This is a genomic window from bacterium (assembly GCA_023150945.1).
Lineage (GTDB): Bacteria > Zhuqueibacterota > Zhuqueibacteria > Zhuqueibacterales > Zhuqueibacteraceae > Coneutiohabitans.
On the sequence record JAKLJX010000001.1, the window covers coordinates 592,846 to 614,650 of the forward strand.

The window sequence follows — 21,805 nt, forward strand, 5'->3', positions numbered from 1 at the left end:
TCCAACTTTTTTTCCAGCGGATAGAGACAAGCCGGCGGATGATTTTTCTATCAGTTGGGTTGTTTCTATCTGTTGGAAACTTTCTGTGCTGCCCGCCGGTTTCGGATCTCAGCTTGTCTGAATTCTGGTGTAGACATTTGTCGTTTTCATTCCTGGAAGACTGAATTCAATTTTTTGCGCATCTTTGCATCTCCGCCGCAATGTGTTCAGCCTCAAGTATCGGTCGACTTCATTTCATCCAAATCATCGGTGCCCACGGTTTGATAGGCGCGCTTGAGCAGCACCAACGCGAAGGCCTGCACGCCGAAGCCAATGACGATGGCGGTCAAGATCAATGCCTGCGGCAGCGGATCCGCGAACGGTTCAGCCGGAGTCGTCGCGCCGGGCAGCACGATGGGCGGCTGGCTGGGCGTGAGGCGTCCCACCGTGAACACCAGCAGATTCGCGGCGTGGCCCAGGATGGCGAGGCCGAGAATCAACTTGACGATGCTGCGGCGCAACATCAAATACAAGCCGGCAGCATACAGACCGCCAATTACTACGGCCAACACGGTTTCCATTCACTCCTCCGCCAAAGTGAGGATGATGGTCAGAATGATGCCCACCACCACCAAATAAACGCCGGTGTCGAACAACACCGGTGTGCCGAGCTTGCCCAAAACCGGCACGGCCTGTTTGTACCACAGTCCGGTCATGAACGGCTGGCCCTGCAGCAGGGAAAGCAAGCCGCTGCTCAAAGCGACGAGCAAGCCGGCGCCGATCAATACGCGCGGATCGACGCGCAGTGTCTGGCGCACTTTTTCCACGCCTTCGGCAATGGCGTAGAGTGCAAAAGCAGCCGCGGCCACCAGACCGCCCACAAAACCGCCGCCCGGTTCGTTATGACCGCGAATGAGCAGGAAGACGGAGAACAACAGCAGCAACGGCAGCAGAGAACGCACGGCAATGGAAAGAATCAATGAGGGCATGATCATTTCTCCTTCTTCTCGGCCAGGCGCAATTTCAGCAGGGCATAAACGCCGATCGCCGCCACCGCCAGCACGGTGATTTCACCGAGCGTATCCAGCCCGCGAAAATCCACGAGAATCACATTGACGATGTTGCGGCCATTGGCGGCAGGCAAGCTGTTCTCGGCAAAGAAGCCGGTCAAACGCGAGCGCAGCGGCGCGGCAGTGACGGCCAACACCAGCAGCGTCATCAAGCCGCCGGCGGCCAGCGCGACCAGGGCATCGCGCAGGCGCGCGCTCGGCCGCGAAAAGGTTGCAAAGCGCGGCAGTTTGTAAAGCACGAGCACGAAGATGATCACCGACAGGGTTTCGATGGCGAATTGCGTCATCGCCAAATCCGGCGCGCCGTAGAGCACAAAAAGCAACGCGATGCTGAAACCGATCACGCCGAGCGCGGCCACCGCCGCGAGCCGCGAGCTGGAGCGCACGATGGCAACCGCGGATGCCAGCATGATCGCCGCGATGAGCCATTCATAAGATTGCGCCACGGGCAATGAGGGCAGAAGCGGCAGGGCGGCGCGGCTGACCAAGGCATAGCCGGTAAGCCCGATCGTGGTGAGGATGATCATGAGCAAGTACGAACGCAAATAGCCGCTCTGCAGCAGGCGCGTTTGCCACTGCGCCACGCCACTGAGTCCCTGCAAAAACCACTCGTACCATTGCTGCGGACCTACCCTGGCCAGCAAAAAGAGGGGGTGCACCGCTCGCTGAACGAAACGCCGGAAAAAATAAGCCAGGAGGCCGCATGCCACGGTGAACACGCTCAGCGCCAGCACCGGATTAAGACCATGCCACAGCGCGAGCTTGACCTCGGTCGCCTCGGCGCGCACCGCGCTGACCGCAGTCGCAATGAAATACTGCGCGGTGGTGTCCGGCGCCAGGCCGATGATCAGACCGAGCAGGGCCAGCGTCACCGGGCCGAGCCACAAAGTCATGGGCGCTTCGTGCGGCGTCTGCGGCATTGCCGTTTTGCGGCCAAAGAAGGGTCGCAGCAGCACCAATGCGGCAATCGCGACCATTAAGACGTTGGCCAGCACGCCGGCGCTGGTGATCCAGAACGCGGCACGCGGGGCCTCGAGTTTGGCTTCGTAAAGCAATTCTTTGCCGATAAAGCCGAGCATGGGCGGCAGTCCTGCCATCGACAGCGCGGCCAGTGTCGCTGCCAGGGTGGTGAGCGGCATGAAGCGGCGCAAGCCGCTCAATTCGCGCAGGTCGCGCGTGCCGGCTTCGTGATCGACCGCGCCGGCAATCATGAACAACGCGCCTTTGTAGAGGGAATGCACAATCAGAAAAACCATGGCAGCTTTGGCGGCCAGCGTGGTGTTGATCCCGAGCAGCAGGGTGAGCGCGCCGAGCGTGCTCACGGTGGTGTATGCCAGGATCTTCTTCAAATCTGTTTGCGGAAAGGCGAGCATGGCTCCGCCCAGCATCGTCGCGGCGCCGGCGAGTGTGACGAGATAGTGCCAGGCCTCGGTGCCGCCGAGAACCGGACTCAGGCGCGCGAGCAGGTAGATGCCCGCTTTCACCATCGTGGCGGAATGCAAATACGCGCTCACCGGCGCCGGCGCTTCCATAGCATTGGGCAGCCAGAAATGAAACGGCACTTGCGCAGACTTGGTGAAAGCGCCCGCCAGAACCAACAAGAGCAGCGGTAGATAAAGCGCATGGCCGCGCACAAGGTCGCCGCGCTGCAGCAATTCGGAAAGTTCGAAACTGCCGCCGATGTTGCCCAGCAGTAGCAGGCCGGCGAGCAGCGCCAAGCCGCCGCCCCCCGTCACCAGCAGCGCCTGCAAAGCAGCCTTGCGCGCCTCTTCCCGCTGATGATCGAATCCGATGAGCAGATACGAACTCAGGCTGGTCAATTCCCAAAACACGAACAGGGTGATGAGATTGTCGGCCAGAACCACGCCCAACATGGCGGCCATGAACAGCAAGAGGTAGAAGTAAAAACGTCCCAGCAGCACATGCCCGGCGAGGTAGCCGCTTGCATAGATCAGAATCAACGCACCGATAGCGGTGATAAGCAGCGCAAACAGCAGCGACAGGCCATCAACAAAAAACGAAAAATTGACGGCCAGGCTGGGCACCCAGTTCAGGGAGAGCCGCAAGCTTTCGCCGGCGGCCACCCGCCCGGTGAGGCCAAGCAAGTATATCATCACGCTCGCCGGCAGAATCGCAAGGAACCAGCCGGCAGCCGGATGATGCCAGATCGAACCCTGCCCGGCATGCGATTCCGCAGAAGGCGAATGATTGATTTGTGGCGGCATGGTCATCATCCGGTCGAATCAATGGTTTCAGGTTTCGGTTGCGGCACTTCGGGCGGAAGCGTGACCGGCGCCTGCGGCCGCGGCCAGAGCAATGAAGCCAACACGGATATCAATAAAATGGCAGCCACAACTCCCAGAGAAATACCAATCGGAATTTTGTAGAAATCCACCAGCATCATCTTGGCGCCCACAAAGGCCAGAATGGCGGCAAGACCGTAGTTCAAATAGTGAAACAGCGGCATGATGCCGGCCAGGGCAAAGTACAGCGAGCGCAGCCCCAGAATCGCAAAGACGTTGGAGGTGTAAACGATGAAAGGATCCAGCGTAATCGCGAGGATTGCGGGAATGGAATCGACCGCAAAGATCAGATCCGTGGTTTCCACCAACAGGAGCACGACGAACAGGGGCGTGGCAAAAGAGCCTCCGGCTTGTTTCACGAAGAATGCGCCGCCGTGATAACGATTAGTAACCGGCATGAGCCTGCGGAACAGGCGCAACAGCGGATTTTTCTCCGGATGAATTTCCTTGTCTTTCTGCCACGCCATTTTCACGCCGGTCAAAATGAGAAAGGCGCCGAAGACATAGATGATCCAGTGAAAGCGCTCGATCAAGGCCACGCCCGAGGCGATGAAGACGGCGCGCATCACCAGCGCGCCGAGAATACCCCAAAACAGCACTTTGTGTTGATAAAGCGCCGGCACGCCGAAATAGGCGAAAATCATGATGAAGACGAAGATGTTGTCAACGCTCAATGATTTCTCGATGAGATAGCCGGTGAGGAATTCGAGCGCGACTTTCTGGCCCTGCCAGAAGTAGACGCCGAGATTGAACAGCAGCGCCATCGCAATCCACACCGCGCTCCACAGCAGCGCCTCTTTCGTCTTGACGACATGCGCTTTGCGGTGGAATACGCCCAAGTCCAGGGCGAGCATCAACAACACGAACAAATTGAAACCAATCCACAACAGAATCTGATCCGGCATGCCGGCTCCTTCGTGAAACCTCTGCTGGCAAAAATGGCGCGCGCCTTCGGTGGCGAAGGCGCGCGTGCTAGTAATTGACGCTGCTCCCTCTGACGAGCCGGATGAAATTAGAAATCGAAAATATCACCAAGAAACGACTTGCGCTTGCGCGGGTAGCGCCCCGCGTGATCATCGTCATGATCGTAGCGCCGGCGGCGATCATCATCATCATCGTCATCGTAACGATCACGGCCCGGCATGGCCGTCGCCGACCGTTCGATGATTTTGTCAAGCTCGCCGCGATCGAGCCACACGCCGCGGCATTGCGGACAATAGTCGATCTCCACTCCCTGGCGATCGGCCATTTTCAAATCGATGTTACAAGCCGGACACTTCATCAGTCACCTCGCAATCATTGGCAATGGGAATTCGGCACAACCCTGCCCCCGTGGGCTGGGGGCAGGCAACCATTTAATTTCACCGAACCGTGGTTCAGTACAACCGCAAACTCTCCAGCCGCGCGATGCGCTTTTCCATCGGCGGGTGGGTGCTGAACAGGCTGAGCAACGCGCCGCCGCCGCTGAAGGGGCTCACGATGAACATGTGCGCCGTGGCCGGTGTCGCCGTCATGGGAATTTGCTGCGCAGCCGTGTGCAGTTTGCGCAACGCATTCGAGAGGTAACGCGGATTGCCCGCGATGCGTGCGCCTTCTTCGTCCGCCAAATACTCGCGGCTGCGGCTGATCGCCATTTGAATCAACATCGCCGCAATCGGCGCAACGATGATGGAAACCAGCGCGGCAATGGGATTCTGCCCTTCCTCGTCGTCGCTGCGGCCGGCGCCGAAGATCATCGCCCACTGCGCCATGTTGGCGATCATGCTGATGGCGCCGGCGATGGTCGCGGCGATCGTGCCGATCAGAATGTCACGATGCTTGATGTGCGCCAGCTCATGCCCGATCACGCCCGCCAGCTCATCGCGGTCGAGAATGCGCATGATGCCCTCGGTGACGGCCACCGCGGAATGCTCGGGATTGCGGCCGGTGGCAAAGGCGTTGGGCTGATCGCCGGGGATGACATAGACCTTCGGCATGGGCAGGTTGGCGCGCGTCGCCAGCGACCGCACGATGCTGTACAGGGCCGGATGATCAACCTCGCGCACTTCCTGCGCACCGTACAGCTTCAGAACGATCTTGTCGCTGAACCAATAGCTGAAAAAGTTCATGACCAGCGCCAGGCCAAACGCGATGAACATGCCCGTTTGTCCGCCGAGCGCCTTGCCGATGACGACGAACAACGCCGTCAGGCCGGCCATGAGCATAAAAGTCTTCACTCTATTCATGGCATTTTTCCCTTCCAATTTCAATACTTTTGTTCAGGGTGATGACTTCGAAGCGCATGCCGTCCGGCCCGATGGCGGATACGATGTCACGCACTTCGCAGCCTGTGATTTCTTCCAAACGTTCCTTCAGCAGCCATTTCACGCCTTCGAACTGCTGGCTTTTGAATTGGTGAAAGAGACGCCAGTCGGTCTCGTTGCGGGCGAGCGCCCGTTCGCCGGGGGCAAAGCAGTCGCTGGCACGCACGGTTACCAGATTGCCGGACAGAAAAGTTTCAACCGCCGCCGCCTGCTCGCCCAGTTGCTGGTTGAGAAAATCAGCCACCAGCGCGCTGATCTTCTGCGCCAGTTCTGCCGTGGAGTTGTTCATTTCCGCGCTCCATGCTGGAGGGCCCAAAAAAAAGGCCGGCACCCGAATTCCGATCTGAATCCGAGCGCCGGCCTACCGTTTAGCTTACCGTCTTGTCCTGAAGACTGTACTCTATCCCGTCTGCCCGCGGGTGATCATATATGTGAAGAAGCTTTTCAAACGGCCACTCGCTGCGATTGCTGTCGAGATGCCGTTTGCTCAGCTTGTGGCGATTAAGACGAAGGTGCGGAGAAAAAAGTTTTAACCCGCGGCCTCAAATTTTGCGCAGTTCTTCCTCCAAGTTCTTGTTGAGGCACAAGACGAAAACGCGCTCGCCGGTTTTGGAGCTGATGTCCGTGTGCAAGGTGATGACTTGTGCACCCGTCTTTTCGAAGACGATTTGCTCCAGCAACGAACGGGCGCTTTCGATCAGGCGCATGCGCACCTGCTTGATGAGCTGGGCACCATCGCGTTCGCTGGCCAGCTTTTCTTCCGCCGGCGTCAAGACGCCGCGCAGGCGGACGAGCACCATGTCTTGAATGATGAAGCTGCGCGCCTCGCGCGGGCCGCGGCCGAGATACTCGCGCTCGAATTGCGTCATGGCCGCGCTGAGGTCGGCCTCGAGCTGGCCTTTGGTTTTGGTGATTGGCATGCTGCCGGTTCTGCCTTGTCGCTGGGATGCCGCAAATGGCCGCAATATAACCGGCGCCGGCCACAGATGCAAGCGCCGCCACGTGCGCCAGCCGCCGGTTTCCGCAAGATGCAGCTTGTATGTTTAGAGGAGAATTTTATTTTATTATCAATCGCCATTCGCTTTTCATCTCAATCTGCAGAGGCCGTGCATGGCAGCAACCTTGCTGATTCTCCTGGGCGGCATCATCGGCGTGGGCTTCATCGGCAATTTGTTTTTCGAGCGTACCCGCATCCCCTCGGTGTTGCTGCTGATCGCCATCGGCATTGTGCTGGGGCCGTTGACGCGCATCGTGCCGCCGGAATTGGTGCGGCCGTTCATGCCCGCGTTCGGCGCGGTGGCGCTCACCATCATTCTCTTCGAAGGCGGACTTGATCTCGACATTCGACACACGCTGCGCCAGGCCGGTCGCGCGATTCTGCTGGCCTTCGTGTCATTTACCCTGGCACTGTTTCTGATTTACTATGCCATCACCCTGGGCATGAATGCGCACGGCCGGTTGGTGTGGGCGTTGGCGGCGGCGCTCGGCTGCACCAGCGCGCCCATCGTCATTCCCGTGCTCGCGCGCGCGGCGCCACAATCGCCGATGCGGCCTCTGCTGGTGGTGGAATCGGCATTGTCCGATGCGCTCGCAGTCATGGCGGTGCTGGCGTTGATCGGCCTCGAGCAAACCGAGCTTTCCGGTTCGACAATTGCCGGGCAGTTGGGGAAATCGATGCTCATCGGCGCGGGCGCCGCCGTGGTGGGCGGCCTGGTGTGGCTGTGGCTGTTGAGCCATCTCTCCGCGCGGCCGTTTTTCTATTTGATGACCATCGGCTTCGTGTTTCTGTTGATGGGCATGGTGGAAGTGTTTCACGGCAGCGGCGCTTTGGCGGTGTTGATCTTCGGTATGATTCTCGCGAACGGCGAGGCGCTGGTGGGCATTTTCAATCCGCGCATTCGCGAGAAAATCGCCCGCAGTTTCGGCGAAGGTGGCGTGGCGCTGCATCCCCGCCTGACGGAGTCACATGCCGAGGTTTCCTTTCTCACGCGCAGCTTCTTTTTTGTTTACCTCGGCATCATTTTTCAATGGCCGGGCGCCGATTTTCGCATGTGGCTCACCATTGCTTTGGCCGCCGTCGCCATCATCGTCGGCCGCGAGATTGCCGTGCAGCTCACCGGCTGGGTCACGCGCGTTTCGGCGGTGCATCGGCCGCTGCTCAACGCCATGCTGCCGCGCGGTCTGGCCACGGCGGTGTTGGCCGCCATGCTGGTTGACCGCGCTACGCAGCCGGGCCCGGCGTGGGAAACCCTGGCCACCTTCGTGGTGGTGATCAGCAACTTGTGGATGACCTTTCGCCTCTTGAAGATTCGCCCGTCGCAAGATCCCATCGTGCAGGAGGCGGCATGACCAAATGGACGGTGTTGCTCTGCCTGTTCGGCCTGCTGGCGGGCAGCGCTACGGCGCAAAAATTCCCGGGCCGGCAAACGGCGCGCGCCAAGCAAAGCCGGGTGGCGCTGCCGGCGCTGTTGGACAGCGTGGAGGTCTATCTGGCACTCGGTGTCGACAGCGCGGCGGCACGCGCCGAAGCGCAGCGCGTCGAAAACGTGTTGCACGAACTGCGCGCGCACGCCGCAACGCCCGAGCGCCTGCGGCTGCGCGAACGCGAGAGCGCCGGCATTCTCATGCTCGACACCACTGTCGTCCTAATTGTGCGGCCGGAAAACCGGGTGGATTGGCAGCTTTCGCCGCTCGCCAACGCCGTGTTGATTCGTGAACAAGTGCTGGCCGCGCCGCCGCCGCCGGCCTCCGGCTGGGATGAGGAAGATCTGTTGTTACGCCTGTTGTTGGGGGTGATTTATCCCTTCTCGCTGCTGGTGGTGTTGCGCATGACCCGTCTGGGGGTGTTGCATTGGGAACGCAACTGGCGTGGCGCCGCTCTGCGCTGGCTGCGGCAAATGGCCGCGCGTCGCGGCTTGTCGGAGAGAGATTTTCAGGCGCAGCGCGTCGTCAATTTTCTCACCGGCGTCGAGCGCCTGGTGCTCTACAGTGCGATCGTGATTTTGATTTCCTTCGGCTGGTTTGCGCTGTTTCCGCAGACCCAGCCGCTCGCCACGGCGCTGCTCGCCCGCATTATCGGCCCGCTGCTCGAGCTGATCGGCGGCACGGCGCGTGGCGTGCTGTTGCTGGCTTACAGCGTGCTGGTGGTGCTGCTCGCGTTTTGGGCCACGCGCCATCTGTCGCAGCGCCGGCGCCTGGAAAATCCACCGCCGATTCTGGCTGACCCGGTGATCTATTTTCCGCTGCGCATCGTGATCTGGATCGTCGCCCTCTTTCTCATTCTCTTTCCCTATCCCGGCGCGCCCCGCTTGTTTGCCGTGGGCGTGCTGTTGATCGCGCTGCTGGCAACTTTGATGGCGCTGCGGCCGTTGGTGGAAGAGATTGCCACCGGCATTTATTTCAACAGCTCGCATGCGCTCAAGGCCGGCGATCAGCTCACCGTCGAAGGCGTGGTCTACACCGTCGTGGCACCCGGCCTGGTTCATCTCGAAGTTCTGCGCGCGGACCGCCGGCACTGGCTGCCTTATTCCAAGATTCTGAAAGCTGAGCACACGCTCACGCCCGCACGGAGAGATGTCGCATGAATGGCCGCTCCGCCCAACGCCTGCGCGCGCTCGACCATCTTGCCGCCGCGCTCGGCATCCTGGCTTTTGTGATGCTGACGCTGCGCTACGGCTTTCCGCATTGGCCCATTCCCCGCTTCGTGCTCTTTGCCTGGACTGCGCTGCTGCCCATCGGCTTCTTTCTCGAAGCCATGTATCGCCTGCTCTGGGTCGATGATCCCTGGCGCTATCTCGCGCGCCATCCGCTGCGCTATCTGCTGTTGTTGATGATCGTGCTCGAGCTTTCCAATGTGGCGGCGTGGAGTTCCGAGCAAACGCTGGCGGGCGCGAGCGCGGCGCGCATTGCGAGCGAGCTTTATCTCGCCGTTTTTCTCTTCGGCTTTGCCGGCAGTTGGGCGAAAGGCGCGATTCTCGCCAACCGCTGGCTGGCGAACCGGCGCGTTCCCGTGCTGGCCCTGCCGGCGATCACGTTTGCGGTTGCCATTGTGGCTGGCAGCCTGTTGCTTTCCTTGCCGGGCTTGCAGCAGCGGCCGCTGTCATGGCTCGATAATTTGTTCACGGCAGCCTCGGCGCTGTGCGTTACCGGCTTGACGGTTTATGACGTGGCCACTTCGCTCAACCCGCTTGGCCAGGCCATGCTCGCGCTGTTGATTCAAATCGGCGGCCTGGGCACGCTGACGATTCTCGGCATGCTGGCGCTGTGGCACGGCGGCAGCCTGACGTTGGGCGAGCGCGCCGCTTTCTCCGAGCTGGTCGGCGGCGCGCAACAACACGAAACCAAGAAACTGCTGGGCACGGTGCTCCGCGTCACGCTGCTGATCGAGGCCTTTGGCGCGCTGGGGTTTTGGCTGTTGTGGCGCGATCGGTTGGAGCATCCGCTGTTGCAGGGCGTGTTTCATGCCATTTCCGCCTTCTGCAACGCGGGCTTTGTCTTGTTCCGTGACAGCTTCGCCGGGTTTCGCGAGGACCCGGCCACGCTGGTCATGGTGATGCTGCTCATCATCGCGGGCGGTGCCGGTTTTCCGGTGATTGCCAATCTCGCGCAGGCCGGCAGCAGCCGTTTGGTGCCGTGGCAGGAGAATCGCCCGCTGCTGCCGGCGAGCCGCGTCGTGCTCTATTGGTCCGGCGGCTTGATTGCCCTGGGCGCGTTGCTGTTCTTGATCGACGGCTGGCTGCACGGTGAGCCCCGCAATCTGCTCACGGCGGTGTTTCAATCCGTCACCGCGCGCACGGCCGGATTTCAGATCGAATCGCAATTGCGCTTCGGCCTCACCGGCCTGCTCGGCACGATTCTGTTGATGATCATCGGTGCCTCGCCGCAATCCACCGGCGGCGGCGTGAAAACCGCGGTGCTCGCGCGCCTGGTTCAGCGCCTCGATCCGCGCGACGAACGGCAGTCCTCGCAATGGTTCATCACCTTCAAGCCGTTTCGCCTCGCGCTGTTGCTGATCGGCCTCTATGCCCTCACCGGGCTGGGCGCCGCCTTCTTGCTGCTCGCCACCGAGGCGCGGCCGCTGGCCGACGTTATGTTTGAATCGTTTTCCGCGCTCGGCACCGTTGGTCTCACGCGCGATCTGACCCCGGCACTGTCCGCGGCAGGCAAGGGCATTGTCATCGCCCTGATGTTCACCGGCCGCGTGTTGTATCCGACCCTGGTGATCTGGATGATTCGCGGCCGCCGCGATTGCGCCGACCCGGTGCCGTGGGCGTGATTTGCGTTGCAGATTAACCGGGAAAAATTTGTGCTTGACAAGGAGGCTATTTTGCTTTCCCAAAGGTTGGTTTGGGCGATTTTTATGCCGGCCTTGTTCATGCTGGCTGCGGTTAACGCCAGGCCGGTGCAGAGCGATTCCACCAAGCCGGCAGCGTCATTGGGCGCACCTGTTGTTTTTGCCGGGGACACGCTTTTTCATATTCGCGAACGCGTAGGTTCTTTCCCGCCGGAGCATCGCGCTCGCGCCATCATCGAACGTTTGACGACGTTGTCTACCCGCGCCTTCACCGGCAGCGACACCCTTTTGACGAACGAAGGCGAAACCAGCACGGATATTCTCGCTGGCGATGCGATCATCATGACCATCACCGACGCCGACGCCGCGGGCCTGGCGCGCGCGCAGATGGTGCAAGCCTACACGCAAAAAATTCAGGCAGCGCTGGAGAAAGAGGCTGAACAAACGAGCGTAAAGAATATTTTGCTCGGCGCGTTTTTTTCCGTATTGGCTACTGTTGTCGCAATCGTGGTCTTAAAACTGCTCAACAAACTCTTCGCAAAAATATTTGCCCAACTCCAGGCCTGGCGCGGTACCCGCATTCCCGCTCTCAAAATTCAAAATTTGGAGGTTCTTTCCGCGGACCGCGTCACCAACATTTTGCTGGGATTCGCCAAGGCATTGCGCGCTGCCGTCGTGCTGTTGCTGTTGTATTTCTATCTGCCGCTGGTCTTCAGTTTTTTTCCGTGGACCGAGGGGCTGGCCGCCAGACTTTTTGGCTATGTTCTCTCACCGCTGCGCGTACTCTGGCGCGGTTTTGCCGCTTATTTGCCCAACATCTTTTTCATTGCCGTCACCGTTTTTGTCACGCACTACACCGTAAGATTCATTCGCTGGATTTTCAACGAACTGGGCAAAGGGACAATTGCGTTACCCGGTTTTTATCCGGAATGGGCCGAACCAACGTTTAAGATCGTGCGTTTTCTGGTCATCGCGTTCGTGTTGATTGTGGTATTTCCCTACTTGCCGGGGGCCGGCTCGCCGGCTTTTCAAGGCGTGTCGGTTTTTCTTGGCATTTTGTTTTCATTAGGCTCCGCCTCCGCCATTTCCAACGTGGTGGCGGGCGTCGTACTCACCTACACGCGCGCCTTCAATCTTGGTGATCGCGTGAAAATCGGCGATACCATGGGCGAGGTGGTGGAAAGAACACTGTTGGTCACCCGCCTCCGCACCATCAAAAACGTCGATGTCACGATTCCCAACGCCATGGTGCTCGGCAGTCACATCATCAACTATAGTTCCTCCGCACAAGCGCACGGGCTGATCTTGCACACCACGGTCACCATTGGCTATGACGTGCCGTGGCGCCGGGTACATGCATTGTTGCTCGCCGCCGCAGCGAACACCAAACACATCCTGAATGATCCGCCGCCGTTCGTTTTGCAGACAGGTTTGAATGATTTTTATCCGAGCTACGAATTGAATGCCCACACCGATCAGCCCGAGTTCATGGCCGGCATCTATTCCGAGCTGCACCAGAATATTCAAGACAAGTTCAACGAGGCGGGCGTCGAAATTATGTCGCCACATTACAGTGCGATGCGCGACGGCAATCAAACCACCATTCCGCAGGACTATCTGCCCAAGACATACACACCGCCGTCCTTTCGGATTCTGCCGGTGGAAGGGTTGTTTGATCGGCGCAAGCCTGTGTCTGCCACAAACGTGGAATAGCTTCAGGCCGGAGACCGCCGTTTTGATTCACTCAAGCCGGGCTTCGCCCGGTGCAACCCCGCAGCATGGAGGTGATTGACTATGGCCAAACCGAAGAGCTTCAATCTCACCGATCTCGACACCATGACTTGCCTGATCGATGAGATCTTCTCGGAAATGAATCTTGGTCTGATCGTCTATCAGTTGGAAGACCCGGCGGCGGCCAGCTCGCTCAAGCTGGTCTATGCCAACAAACAGGCCTCGCGCTACACCGGCAGCGATTTGAGCCGGTCGGTGGGGAAATATCTGCCGGAGGCGTTTCCGGCGCTGGCGCAAACCGACGTGCCGGAGTTGTATGCCGACGTCGTGCGCACCAAGCAGCCACGCACCGTGGGTGCGTTCGAGTACAGCGACGTCAACGTCGAGAAGGCCTACTATGCCGTGAAAGCCTTTCCCATGCCCAATGCCTGCGTCGGCATTCTCTTCGAGAATATCACGCTGCGCAAGCAATTGGAGGAAATGGTCAAGCACCGGACGGAACAGGCGCACCCGCCAGAAGCACCGGAAGCAACCTGAGCAGCGGCCAGCCATTCGCTCGATTGGGAGAATCCGCCATGGATCGTATTCGCGTCGCCGCCCTGCAATACTTCATTCGTCCCGTGACCACCTTCGCGCAGTTCCGCGACCAGGTCGAAGGCTTGGTGCAGACCGCCGCCGATTACAAATGCCATCTCATCGTCTTTCCGGAATATTTCACGGTGCAGTTGCTCACCCTCGGCCAAATCAAACGCCCGATCCACGAGCAAATCCGCGACCTTGCCAAGCAGGTGCCGCGCTTCGTCGAGACGATGGCCGGGCTGGCGCGCGCCAACAAAATTCACATCGTTGCCGGCACAACCCCGGCACGCGAAGACGGCGACGAACGAGTCTATAACGAGTGTTTCTTCTTCAGTCCAACCGGCTCGTTCGGCGTGCAGGGCAAAACCCACATGACCCGCTTCGAGAGCGAAGAATGGCACGTCGCCCCGCGGACCAGGCTGAAAATTTTCGAGTCCGATTTCGGCCGGGTCGCGATCGCGATTTGCTATGACGTCGAATTCCCCGAGATCGCGCGCGCGGCCGCGCGGCAGGAGGCGCACATTCTCATCGTGCCGAGCTGCACCGACGACCGCCAGGGCTTTTTGCGCGTGCGCTATTGCGCGCACGCCCGCGCCATCGAAAACCAGATGTATGTCATTCAAGCCTCCACCGTGGGCTCGCTGCCGATGGTGCCCGCGGTCTCCCTCAACTATGGCCAGGCCGCCATTCTCACGCCCAGTGATTTTGCCTTCTCGCGTGACGGTATCCTCGCCGAAGGCAATCCCAACCAGGAAATGATGGTCATTGGCGAACTCAATCTCAAAACGATCGCGGAGTCGCGCTTGTCCGGCACGGTGTTGCCGCTGTGGGACAGCCGCCGCACCGCGGAAGTCGTCTCGCAATCCGAATTGGTAAAGCTATGAGCACAGCGCCGGCAGAAATCATCGTGCGCAACACGCAGCCGCAGGACTTCAACGGCATCATTGCCATGAGCCGCGCGGTTTACACCGCGAGCATGCCGTGGTCCGCGACACAACTCAGTTCGCATTTGCAGGTGTTCCCCGAGGGCCAGTTGGTGGCGGTGGAACGGGCCTCCGGCCGCGTAGTGGGCATGGCCGCCAGCTTGATCGTGTTGTGGAACGATTATGACATGCACACGAGCTGGCGGGACTTCACCGACCACGGCATGTTCACGAATCATGATCCCGCCAACGGTCGCACGTTGTATGGCGCGGAAGTGATGGTGCATCCGAAGGTGCAGGGCCACGGCGTCGGCAAGAGGCTGTACCAGGCGCGGCGCGAGTTGGTCGAACGCCTGGGCTTGCTGCGTATTCGCGCCGGGGCGCGGCTGCGCGGGTATCATCGCTATGCCGATCGCATGGGGCCGGAAGAGTATGTGGTCAAGGTCGTGCAAGGCGAGCTGGGCGACCCCACGCTGTCGTTCCAGCTCAAGCAGGGCTTTTGTGTGCTGGCGGTGGTGGAGGGCTACTTGCGCCACGATCCCGAGAGCCTCGGCCATGCCGCGGTGATCGAATGGATCAATGCGGCGGTGGCGAGACCAGAGGATTATGCCGGGCGCGATGTCCGTTTGGCGGGTGGAACTTGATTCAATTCTCCGGCGCACAAACTTCCACTTTGGCCTGGTGCACTTTGCCGCGCCGCACCCGCTGAATCGTGAACCGGAGCGGGCCGAGCGCCTGCACATAGCCGGGACAAAGCGTCTGCGCCGTGGTCGCTGCAAACCACTGCGCCAGCGTTTGGGAGAGAACCGTTTCGCTGCCCGCCACGCCAACCTTTTCTGCGATCAACTTCATGCTGACGTCTCCGCCGGCTTTCCAGCTTTGCGCGCCAACTTGGACGATCTCCGTCGAACTCAAATCGAATTCGTCTTCAATGTCGCCCACGATTTCCTCGACCACGTCTTCCAACGTGACCATGCCGATGACCCGGCCCGCGGTATTCTTCACCAGCGCCAAATGATGGCGCTTGGCAATAAAAAGCTTCAACATGGTGTTGAGGTTGGCGTCGGCCCGCACATGCAAAATCGGGCGAATGAGCGCTTCCAGTTTCAGCGCTTTGAAATCGAACGCAAACGTTGCCATTTCCTTGAAGTTGATATAGCCGATAATGTCGTCGACGGAATCGGTCTCGCTGATCGGATAGCGCGTGTGGAAGTTGTTGTTGGCAATCTCAAAATTGGCCTCGACCGGCAGGTTGGCGCGCAAGCACACGATCCACTCCCGTGGAATCATCACGGCCTGCACTTTCGTTTCGTGAAATTTGACGGCATTGAGAATGATGTTTTCCTGCTCGGCTTCGATGAGGTTGCTGGTTTTGGCAACACGCGCCAGCGTTTGCAGGTCGGCAATGCTCAGGCCGGTTTCTTCGCCCTTGCCTTTCAACAACCGGGAGACGAATTCGGTGAGAAAAATAATGGGCTGCAGGACCGTCATGCTGAAGCGCAACACCGGCGCGATGGCCGGCGCCAGCCGTTCATTGAAAGTTACACCCAGCACTTTGGGAATGATCTCGGTGCCGAACAAGATGATAAAAGTGAAAACAGTGGAGAACAGCCACAGCCACTTGTCCCCATAGATTTCGTCGAAAGCGCCGCCCGCAATCGTTGCGCCGCCGGTGTGCGCCACGGTGTTGAGAATGAGAATCGCCGCGATCGGCCGGCCGACATTCTGCTTCATCGCCAGCCAGGATGAAGCGAACGGGCGGCCCTGTTGCTTCAAGGTCTCGAGACGGATGGGATTCAAACTCAACAGCACGGCCTCTGCCAACGAACAGAGAAAAGAAACCACGACGGCGATCAGACTGCTTGCCAGAAAGAGGATCATAAGATCACGTGCCTTTGTTTTGTCCAGCGGAATCGTTGGCGAAGCGACGGCCGGCTGCAAGCGTGGACCCGCTGACTCGGAGGGGAAGGAAAAGACATTGCGCTCAACCACTCGGCGGGATTGGCGCAATTGCCACCGTACGCTCCGCTCGGCAGCCGGACGGTGCAACCGCAGGTAACCTGGCCGGGCCGCCGCGCAAGGAACATCCCAAATCTTCCCGACTTTTGCAACAGAGCAATTGCCCGTTCACCCACAAACGATACAGGTGAAGAAATGCCACGGTTGAAGCTTCAGCTCCACACCAAAATCTTGCTGGGATTCGTTCTTGGAATACTGGCGGGGTTGCTTGCCGGCCAATTCGGGCTGGCTGCGTTCTTCAACAGTTATGTCAAACCGTTGGGCACGGCGTTCATCCGTCTCATCAGCATGGTCGTCGTGCCGCTGGTGTTCGCCTCCTTGCTGGTGGGCACCGGCACGCTTTCCGACGTGCGCCGGCTGGGCCGCATCGGCCTCAAGACCTTTGCCTATTATCTGTTCACGACTGCGGTGGCCATCACGCTGGGCTTGGTACTCGCCAGTCTTTTCAAGCCGGGACACGGCCTGACCGCCGCATCCAAGGAACAACTGCTCGCCAGCTTTCAAGCCGAGGCCAGCGGCCGCATCGAGCAGGCATTGCAGCAGCCCAGCACCGTCGAGATTCTGCTGGACATCATTCCCACCAACCCGATGCGTGCGCTGGTGGAAGCGGAAATGCTGCAAGTCATCTTCTTTGCGCTTCTCTTCGGCGTCGTACTCACCATGCTGCCGCAGGAGAAATCCCGGCCGGTTCTGAAATTCTTCGACGGCGTCAACGAAGCCATGCTCAAGCTGGTGATGTTGATCATGGCTATCGCGCCCTACGGCGTATTTGCGTTGATCGCGGCGCTGACCGCGGAATTCGGCTTGAGCATTCTCGGCACGCTGGCAAAATACGCGCTGGTCGTGGTGTTGGGCCTCATCATTCATGCGAGCCTCACATATCCCGCCCTGCTCAAGATTTTCACGCGCCTGTCCTTGCGCAAATTTTTCGGCGGCATCCGGCCGGCGCAGCTCATCGCCTTCAGCTCCAGCTCGAGTTCCGCAACGCTGCCGGTGACCATGGAATGCGTGGAGGAGAATCTCGGTGTTTCCAAAGCCGTCGCCGGATTCGTGCTGCCGCTGGGCGCGACCATCAACATGGACGGCACGGCATTGTACCAGGGCGTGGCAGCGGTTTTCATTGCGCAAGTTTACGGCCTCGAACTCTCTCTGGCGCAGCAAGCTCTGGTGGTGTTGACTGCGACGCTGGCCTCGATCGGCGCCGCCGGCGTTCCCGGCGTGGGCATGATCACGCTGGCGCTGGTCTTGAAAACCATTGGTGTGCCGCTCGAGGGCATCGCGCTGATCCTGGGCGTTGACCGCCTGCTCGACATGTGCCGCACCGTCGTCAACGTCACCGGCGATGCCTCGTGCGCGGCGGTGGTGGCTGCCACCGAGGGCGAGGCGGCCTGAAGCGCCCCGCTTCGCTTTTCCGGCGGACAATTGCTGACCAATCATTTGTTGGCAGCATTCATGAAGGACGGAAATCAAGTTCCACTCTGCGAGCCGTTGCGACAGTGCCTGAAAGTTTTGCATTTTGCAGAGAACGGGCGTGTAACTGACCATACCGGATTTCAGGCAGGCTGAAACCTGAAGCCCGCGGGCAGCCATAAGCCCGATTCGGACACTGTGACCTCGCACGAGGCATCCACCGCAGTCATCCAGTAAGGATCTTGTGAAGATTCGGGCACACTCCCGTATCATTCACCTCAAAAGCTCACCGCCGAGACGCTAAGAACGCAGTGAAGGCTCTTTTGATGTGGCAGCTCTGCGCTCTCCGCGTTTCCGCAGTTCAAATGTTTGCTTTGTGGTCAAGCATCTTTCAGAATTGGTCAAAGTCTGAAAAGCTCATCGCCATAATGTTGTGGCAACCGTTGCGACGGGAAATCAACATGAATGATCAGGCACACGACGCTTCGCTGTCTTCGCCGCTTTGTTCGAGTTGCGACTTCGTGAACCCCGCCGGCTTCAATGAGGTGTCCACCACTGTCATCCAGTAAGGATCTTGTGGAGATTTGGGCACACTGCCGTGACATTAACCTCAAAAGTTCACCGCCGAGACGCTGAGAACGCAGAGAGAGGCTTTTTGATGTAGCAACTCTGCCCTTTCTGCGCCTCCGCGGTGCAAGCGTTTGCTTTGTGGTCAAGAATCATTCAGAATCAGTCAAAGCTTGAAGAGTTCATCGCCACAATGTCGTGGCAACCGTTGCGACGGGAAATCAACATGAATGATCAGGCACTCGACGCTTCGCTGTCTTCGCCGCTTTGTTCGAGTTGCGGCTTCGTGAACCCCGCCGGCTTCAACTTTTGCGGCAAGTGCGGCACACGCCTTGGCGCCGGCGTTACGCCACCACCGCCTGCCGGTGACAACTTGCGCGCCGCGATGCCCGCGGAGGCGTCCGGCCCGCGTCTTGAAGATGGCCGCGCGGAACGCCGCCAACTCACTGTGTTGTTCTGCGATTTGGTGGGCTCCACCCAACTCTCCAGCCAACTCGATCCCGAGGATTTGCGCGACCTCATCCGCGATTACCAGCACACCAGCGCCGAAGTGATCGTCGCACAGCAGGGCCACATCGCACAATACCTCGGCGACGGCTTGCTGGTGTATTTCGGCTATCCGCAGGCGCACGAAAACGACGCCGAATGCGCGGTGCGCGCCGGGCTGGGCCTGGTGGCGGCGATCGCGCATTTGCACGAACGCTGGCAGCACCGGCTGCGCGTGCCGCTGGCGGTGCGGATCGGCATTCACACCGGACCCGTCGTGGTCGGTGCCATCGGCGGCGGCGGCCGCTTTGAACAACTGGCGCTGGGGCAAACGCCCAATCTTGCCGCCCGCCTGCAAAGCTTGGCGCAACCCAACGCGGTCTTGTTGAGCGAAATCACCTATAAGCTGGTGCAGGATCATTTCGAATGCCGCGACTTCGGCTCGCATCTGCTCAAGGGCGTGGCGCAGCCGGTGCACGTTTATCAATTGCTCCAGGCGCATCCCCGCAAAGACCGGCTGCGTCGTGCCACCGCGCAGGAGCTGACGCCGTTGATCGGCAGATCCGAAGAGTTGGAACACTTGCTGGCGATTTGGCGGCGTGCTGGCAGCGGGTCAGGCCAGATCGTGCTGCTCAGCAGTGAAGCCGGCGTCGGCAAATCGCGCTTGCTGCATGCACTGCAAGAACGGCTGGCCGGCGCGCCGCACCGCGTGCTGAAGGGCCGCTGCTCTTCCTTCGATCAGGAACGGGCGCTGCATCCGATCAGCGAGATGTTGGAACACCTGTTTGACCTCGAGCGGGAGGAAATGGGCGCGCCACGCTGGGCGGAGGTGGAAGCGCGGCTGGGCCGCTATGGCATTGCACTGGCAGAGGTGCAGCCGCTGTTTGCCAGCCTGCCGGCCGCGGCACCGGTTGCGATCGAAGCATTGTCCTTTGCGCAGCCGCCGGGGTCGAAGCCGAAGCCCCATCGGGCGGTGCTGCAGTTGCTGCAAGCCCTGGCCAGCGAACAGCCGCTGTTTCTGCTTCTGGAAGATTTGCATTGGGCGGATGCGGCAACGCTGGAGCTGCTCGAGTTGCTCACCGAGCAGATCGCCTCCTCCGCGATCATGGCCTGTTTCACTTTTCGGCCGCAATTCCATCCGCCCTGGCCGCGGTGGGATCATCTGCACGCGCTCGCCCTGCTGCCGTTCTCTCCCGAGCAAACCGCAGCAATGATTACCGCTGTCGCCGGCGGCAAATCGCTGCCGCCGGAAATGCTGCAGCAGCTCGTGGCCAAAACCGATGGCGTGCCGCTCTTCATCGAAGAACTCACCAAGATGGTGCTGGAGTCCGGCTTGCTCAGCGAGCAGGAGGATCGCTTCGAGCTGGCCGGGCCGCTGCCGCCGCTGGCGATTCCCGCCACGCTGCAGGACTCGCTGATGGCCCGCCTCGATCGTCTGGCGACGGTGAAGGAAGTGGCGCAGCTTGGCGCGGTCATCGGCCGGGAATTCAGTTATGAGCTGCTGTTGCAGGTGTCGCAGCTCGAGGCCGCCACGCTGCAACGCGAGCTGGCACGCTTGGTCGAGGCCGGTTTGCTGCAGCAGCAAGGCAGCCCGCCGTCGGCAAAGTACGTGTTCAAGCATGCGCTCATTCAGGACACCGCCTACCAGGCGCTGTTGCGCAGCACGCGGCAGGTTTATCACGGCCGCATTGCGCAAGTGCTGGCCGAGCAGTTTCCCCGCATTGCCGAGGCCAAGCCCGAGTTGATCGCCTATCACTACACCGCGGCGAAACGCACCGCACCGGCAGTCAACTATTGGTATCAAGCCGGACAGCGAGCGAGCCGGCGCACTGCCCACGAGGAGGCCGTTCGCCATTACAACAAAGCCCTGGAGTTGGTGCGGGAACTGCCGGCCGGTGAGGCGGTGATTCAGCAGGAATTGGAAATCTTGATTGCGCTGGCCGCGGCGTTGATCATCACTTCGGGCTACGCCGCCGCCGAGGTCGAGCGCCTCTATGCCCGTGCGCGCGCGCTGACTGCGCCGCTCCAACATCATGCCCATCTCTATCCCGCGCTGCTGGGGCTTTCGAAATTCTACTTGCTGCGCGGAGATTTCCAACAGGCACTCGAGTTGGGCGAACAGGCCCTGCGTCTCGCCAACGAAGTGCAGGAGGCGGCACTGCAGGTGGAGTCACATTTTTTGGTGGGAACGGCGTTGTTTCATCTCGGCGAGCTCAAGCCGGCGGCCGCCGCCCTGGAGAACGGCATTGCGCTGTATCAGGTGCCGCAGCACCGCTCGATGATCACCCGCTTTGGCCATGACTCGGGCGTGTCCTGCTTGTGCTATCTGGCGCGCATTCGCTGGTTTCAAGGTTATCCCGATCAGGCGTTGCGGCGCAGCATGGAAGCGTTGAGCCTGGCGCGCGAGCTGGCGCATCCCTTCAGTCTGGCCATGGCGCTGGCCTTTGCCGCTTTGATCAGCCAGCTCCGCCAGGAGGTGCTCGCGACCTGCAAGCTGGCGGAGGAAGGCATCGCGGTGAGCCGCGCGCAGCACTATGCCTTCTATTTGGCGATGGCAAAAGTGCTGCACGGATGGGCGCGCGTCGAGTTGCATCAGGAGGAGAGCTATCTTGCCGAAATCGAAGAGGGCTTGCGCGTTTGGCGCGCAACCGGCACGCAGTTGTTCCGGCCGCATTTGCTCGCGCTGCTGGCGGAAGCGTACGCCACCGTCAAGCGCGCCGCCGAGGGCCTGCAGGTGTTGCATGAAGCGCTGGGCGCCGCGCAAATGAGCGGCAAGCGCTTTTATCAAGCGGAATTGTATCGGCTGCAGGGGATTTTGCTCATGCAACTCGGCGCCTCGCGTGAGGAGGTGGAGCGCAGCCTGCGCCAGGCGCTGGCGCTTGCCCGCGACCGGCAGGCCAAATCATTGGAGCTGCGCGCGGCGATCAGCCTGTGTTCCTATCAGGAGAATGATCCGGAATCCCGCGCCCTTCTGCGCGAAATCTGCGGCTGGTTCAGCGAAGGCCACGATACTTTGGATTTGCAGCTTGCCGCGGCCATGCTCAATCGCGCTTGAGGCCGGCGGTTGGACGCAATGGCGGTGTCACCCGCTGCAGGTACGGCCCGCCAGCGTTTCGGGCCTGTTCTGCGACTGCGGGCATTG

At 60.2% G+C, this 21,805-nt stretch carries 18 protein-coding genes; 9 read left to right on the plus strand and 9 right to left on the minus strand.

The window, feature by feature from the left end:
• Nucleotides 1-212: 212 nt before the first annotated feature.
• From L6R21_02305 to L6R21_02340, 8 genes are all read right to left on the minus strand, one after another.
• On the minus strand, nucleotides 213-560 hold the full coding sequence (locus tag L6R21_02305; protein MCK6558005.1) for a Na+/H+ antiporter subunit C: 348 nt from the start codon (nucleotides 558-560) through the stop codon (nucleotides 213-215).
• The gene (locus L6R21_02310) at nucleotides 561-974 is read right to left on the minus strand and encodes a Na+/H+ antiporter subunit B (GenBank protein ID MCK6558006.1); all 414 of its coding nucleotides are present in this window, start codon (nucleotides 972-974) and stop codon (nucleotides 561-563) included.
• Nucleotides 971-3,274, minus strand: a complete 2,304-nt coding sequence (locus tag L6R21_02315) for a putative monovalent cation/H+ antiporter subunit A (protein ID MCK6558007.1) — start codon at nucleotides 3,272-3,274, stop codon at nucleotides 971-973. The genes L6R21_02310 and L6R21_02315 overlap by 4 nt, the downstream gene beginning before the upstream one ends.
• 5 nt (nucleotides 3,275-3,279) lie before the next feature.
• Nucleotides 3,280-4,257, minus strand: a complete 978-nt coding sequence (locus L6R21_02320) for a TerC family protein (protein ID MCK6558008.1) — start codon at nucleotides 4,255-4,257, stop codon at nucleotides 3,280-3,282.
• Nucleotides 4,258-4,364: 107 nt separating this feature from the next.
• Entirely contained in the window at nucleotides 4,365-4,634 is a 270-nt protein-coding gene (locus L6R21_02325; GenBank protein ID MCK6558009.1) for a zf-TFIIB domain-containing protein, read from the minus strand.
• A 94-nt stretch (nucleotides 4,635-4,728) separates the two neighbouring features.
• The gene (gene htpX, locus L6R21_02330; GenBank protein MCK6558010.1) at nucleotides 4,729-5,577 is read right to left on the minus strand and encodes a zinc metalloprotease HtpX; all 849 of its coding nucleotides are present in this window, start codon (nucleotides 5,575-5,577) and stop codon (nucleotides 4,729-4,731) included.
• Nucleotides 5,570-5,944, minus strand: coding sequence for a DUF2294 domain-containing protein (locus L6R21_02335; protein MCK6558011.1), 375 nt, complete (start codon nucleotides 5,942-5,944; stop codon nucleotides 5,570-5,572). The genes htpX and L6R21_02335 overlap by 8 nt, the downstream gene beginning before the upstream one ends.
• Nucleotides 5,945-6,197: 253 nt before the next feature.
• Nucleotides 6,198-6,569 carry a DUF2294 domain-containing protein gene (locus tag L6R21_02340; GenBank protein ID MCK6558012.1) on the minus strand — a complete coding sequence of 124 codons (372 nt, stop codon included), beginning with the start codon at nucleotides 6,567-6,569 and terminating at the stop codon, nucleotides 6,198-6,200.
• A gap of 196 nt (nucleotides 6,570-6,765) precedes the next feature.
• Between L6R21_02340 and L6R21_02345 the strand changes: the two genes are divergently transcribed.
• The 7 genes from L6R21_02345 (at nucleotide 6,766) to L6R21_02375 (ending at nucleotide 14,825) form a co-directional block, all read left to right on the plus strand.
• Entirely contained in the window at nucleotides 6,766-8,004 is a 1,239-nt protein-coding gene (locus L6R21_02345; protein MCK6558013.1) for a cation:proton antiporter, read from the plus strand.
• Nucleotides 8,001-9,239, plus strand: a complete 1,239-nt coding sequence (locus L6R21_02350) for a hypothetical protein (GenBank protein ID MCK6558014.1) — start codon at nucleotides 8,001-8,003, stop codon at nucleotides 9,237-9,239. Before L6R21_02345 ends, L6R21_02350 begins: the two co-directional genes overlap by 4 nt.
• Complete coding sequence (locus L6R21_02355) at nucleotides 9,236-10,930, plus strand: potassium transporter Trk (GenBank protein ID MCK6558015.1); 1,695 nt, start codon at nucleotides 9,236-9,238, stop codon at nucleotides 10,928-10,930. The genes L6R21_02350 and L6R21_02355 overlap by 4 nt, the downstream gene beginning before the upstream one ends.
• An 84-nt stretch (nucleotides 10,931-11,014) precedes the next feature.
• A complete protein-coding gene (locus L6R21_02360) occupies nucleotides 11,015-12,661 on the plus strand; it encodes a mechanosensitive ion channel family protein (protein ID MCK6558016.1) in 1,647 nt (548 codons plus the stop codon).
• A gap of 81 nt (nucleotides 12,662-12,742) precedes the next feature.
• Nucleotides 12,743-13,216 (plus strand): PAS domain-containing protein, encoded by a 474-nt coding sequence (locus L6R21_02365; GenBank protein MCK6558017.1) that lies wholly within the window; start codon nucleotides 12,743-12,745, stop codon nucleotides 13,214-13,216.
• 38 nt (nucleotides 13,217-13,254) lie between these two features.
• Complete coding sequence (locus L6R21_02370; GenBank protein ID MCK6558018.1) at nucleotides 13,255-14,142, plus strand: carbon-nitrogen hydrolase family protein; 888 nt, start codon at nucleotides 13,255-13,257, stop codon at nucleotides 14,140-14,142.
• Nucleotides 14,139-14,825: a GNAT family N-acetyltransferase gene (locus tag L6R21_02375; protein ID MCK6558019.1), complete on the plus strand. Its 687-nt coding sequence runs from the start codon at nucleotides 14,139-14,141 to the stop codon at nucleotides 14,823-14,825. Before L6R21_02370 ends, L6R21_02375 begins: the two co-directional genes overlap by 4 nt.
• 1 nt (nucleotide 14,826) lies before the next feature.
• Here L6R21_02375 and L6R21_02380 read toward each other — a convergent pair whose 3' ends face one another.
• Nucleotides 14,827-16,062: a hemolysin family protein gene (locus L6R21_02380; protein MCK6558020.1), complete on the minus strand. Its 1,236-nt coding sequence runs from the start codon at nucleotides 16,060-16,062 to the stop codon at nucleotides 14,827-14,829.
• A gap of 273 nt (nucleotides 16,063-16,335) precedes the next feature.
• Here L6R21_02380 and L6R21_02385 point away from each other — a divergent pair, with 273 nt between their 5' ends.
• Both L6R21_02385 and L6R21_02390 read left to right on the plus strand, forming a co-directional pair.
• Nucleotides 16,336-17,592, plus strand: coding sequence for a dicarboxylate/amino acid:cation symporter (locus L6R21_02385; GenBank protein MCK6558021.1), 1,257 nt, complete (start codon nucleotides 16,336-16,338; stop codon nucleotides 17,590-17,592).
• Between the two features lie 811 nt (nucleotides 17,593-18,403).
• A complete protein-coding gene (locus tag L6R21_02390; GenBank protein ID MCK6558022.1) occupies nucleotides 18,404-21,718 on the plus strand; it encodes an AAA family ATPase in 3,315 nt (1,104 codons plus the stop codon).
• The last annotated feature ends 87 nt before the right edge of the window (nucleotides 21,719-21,805 follow it).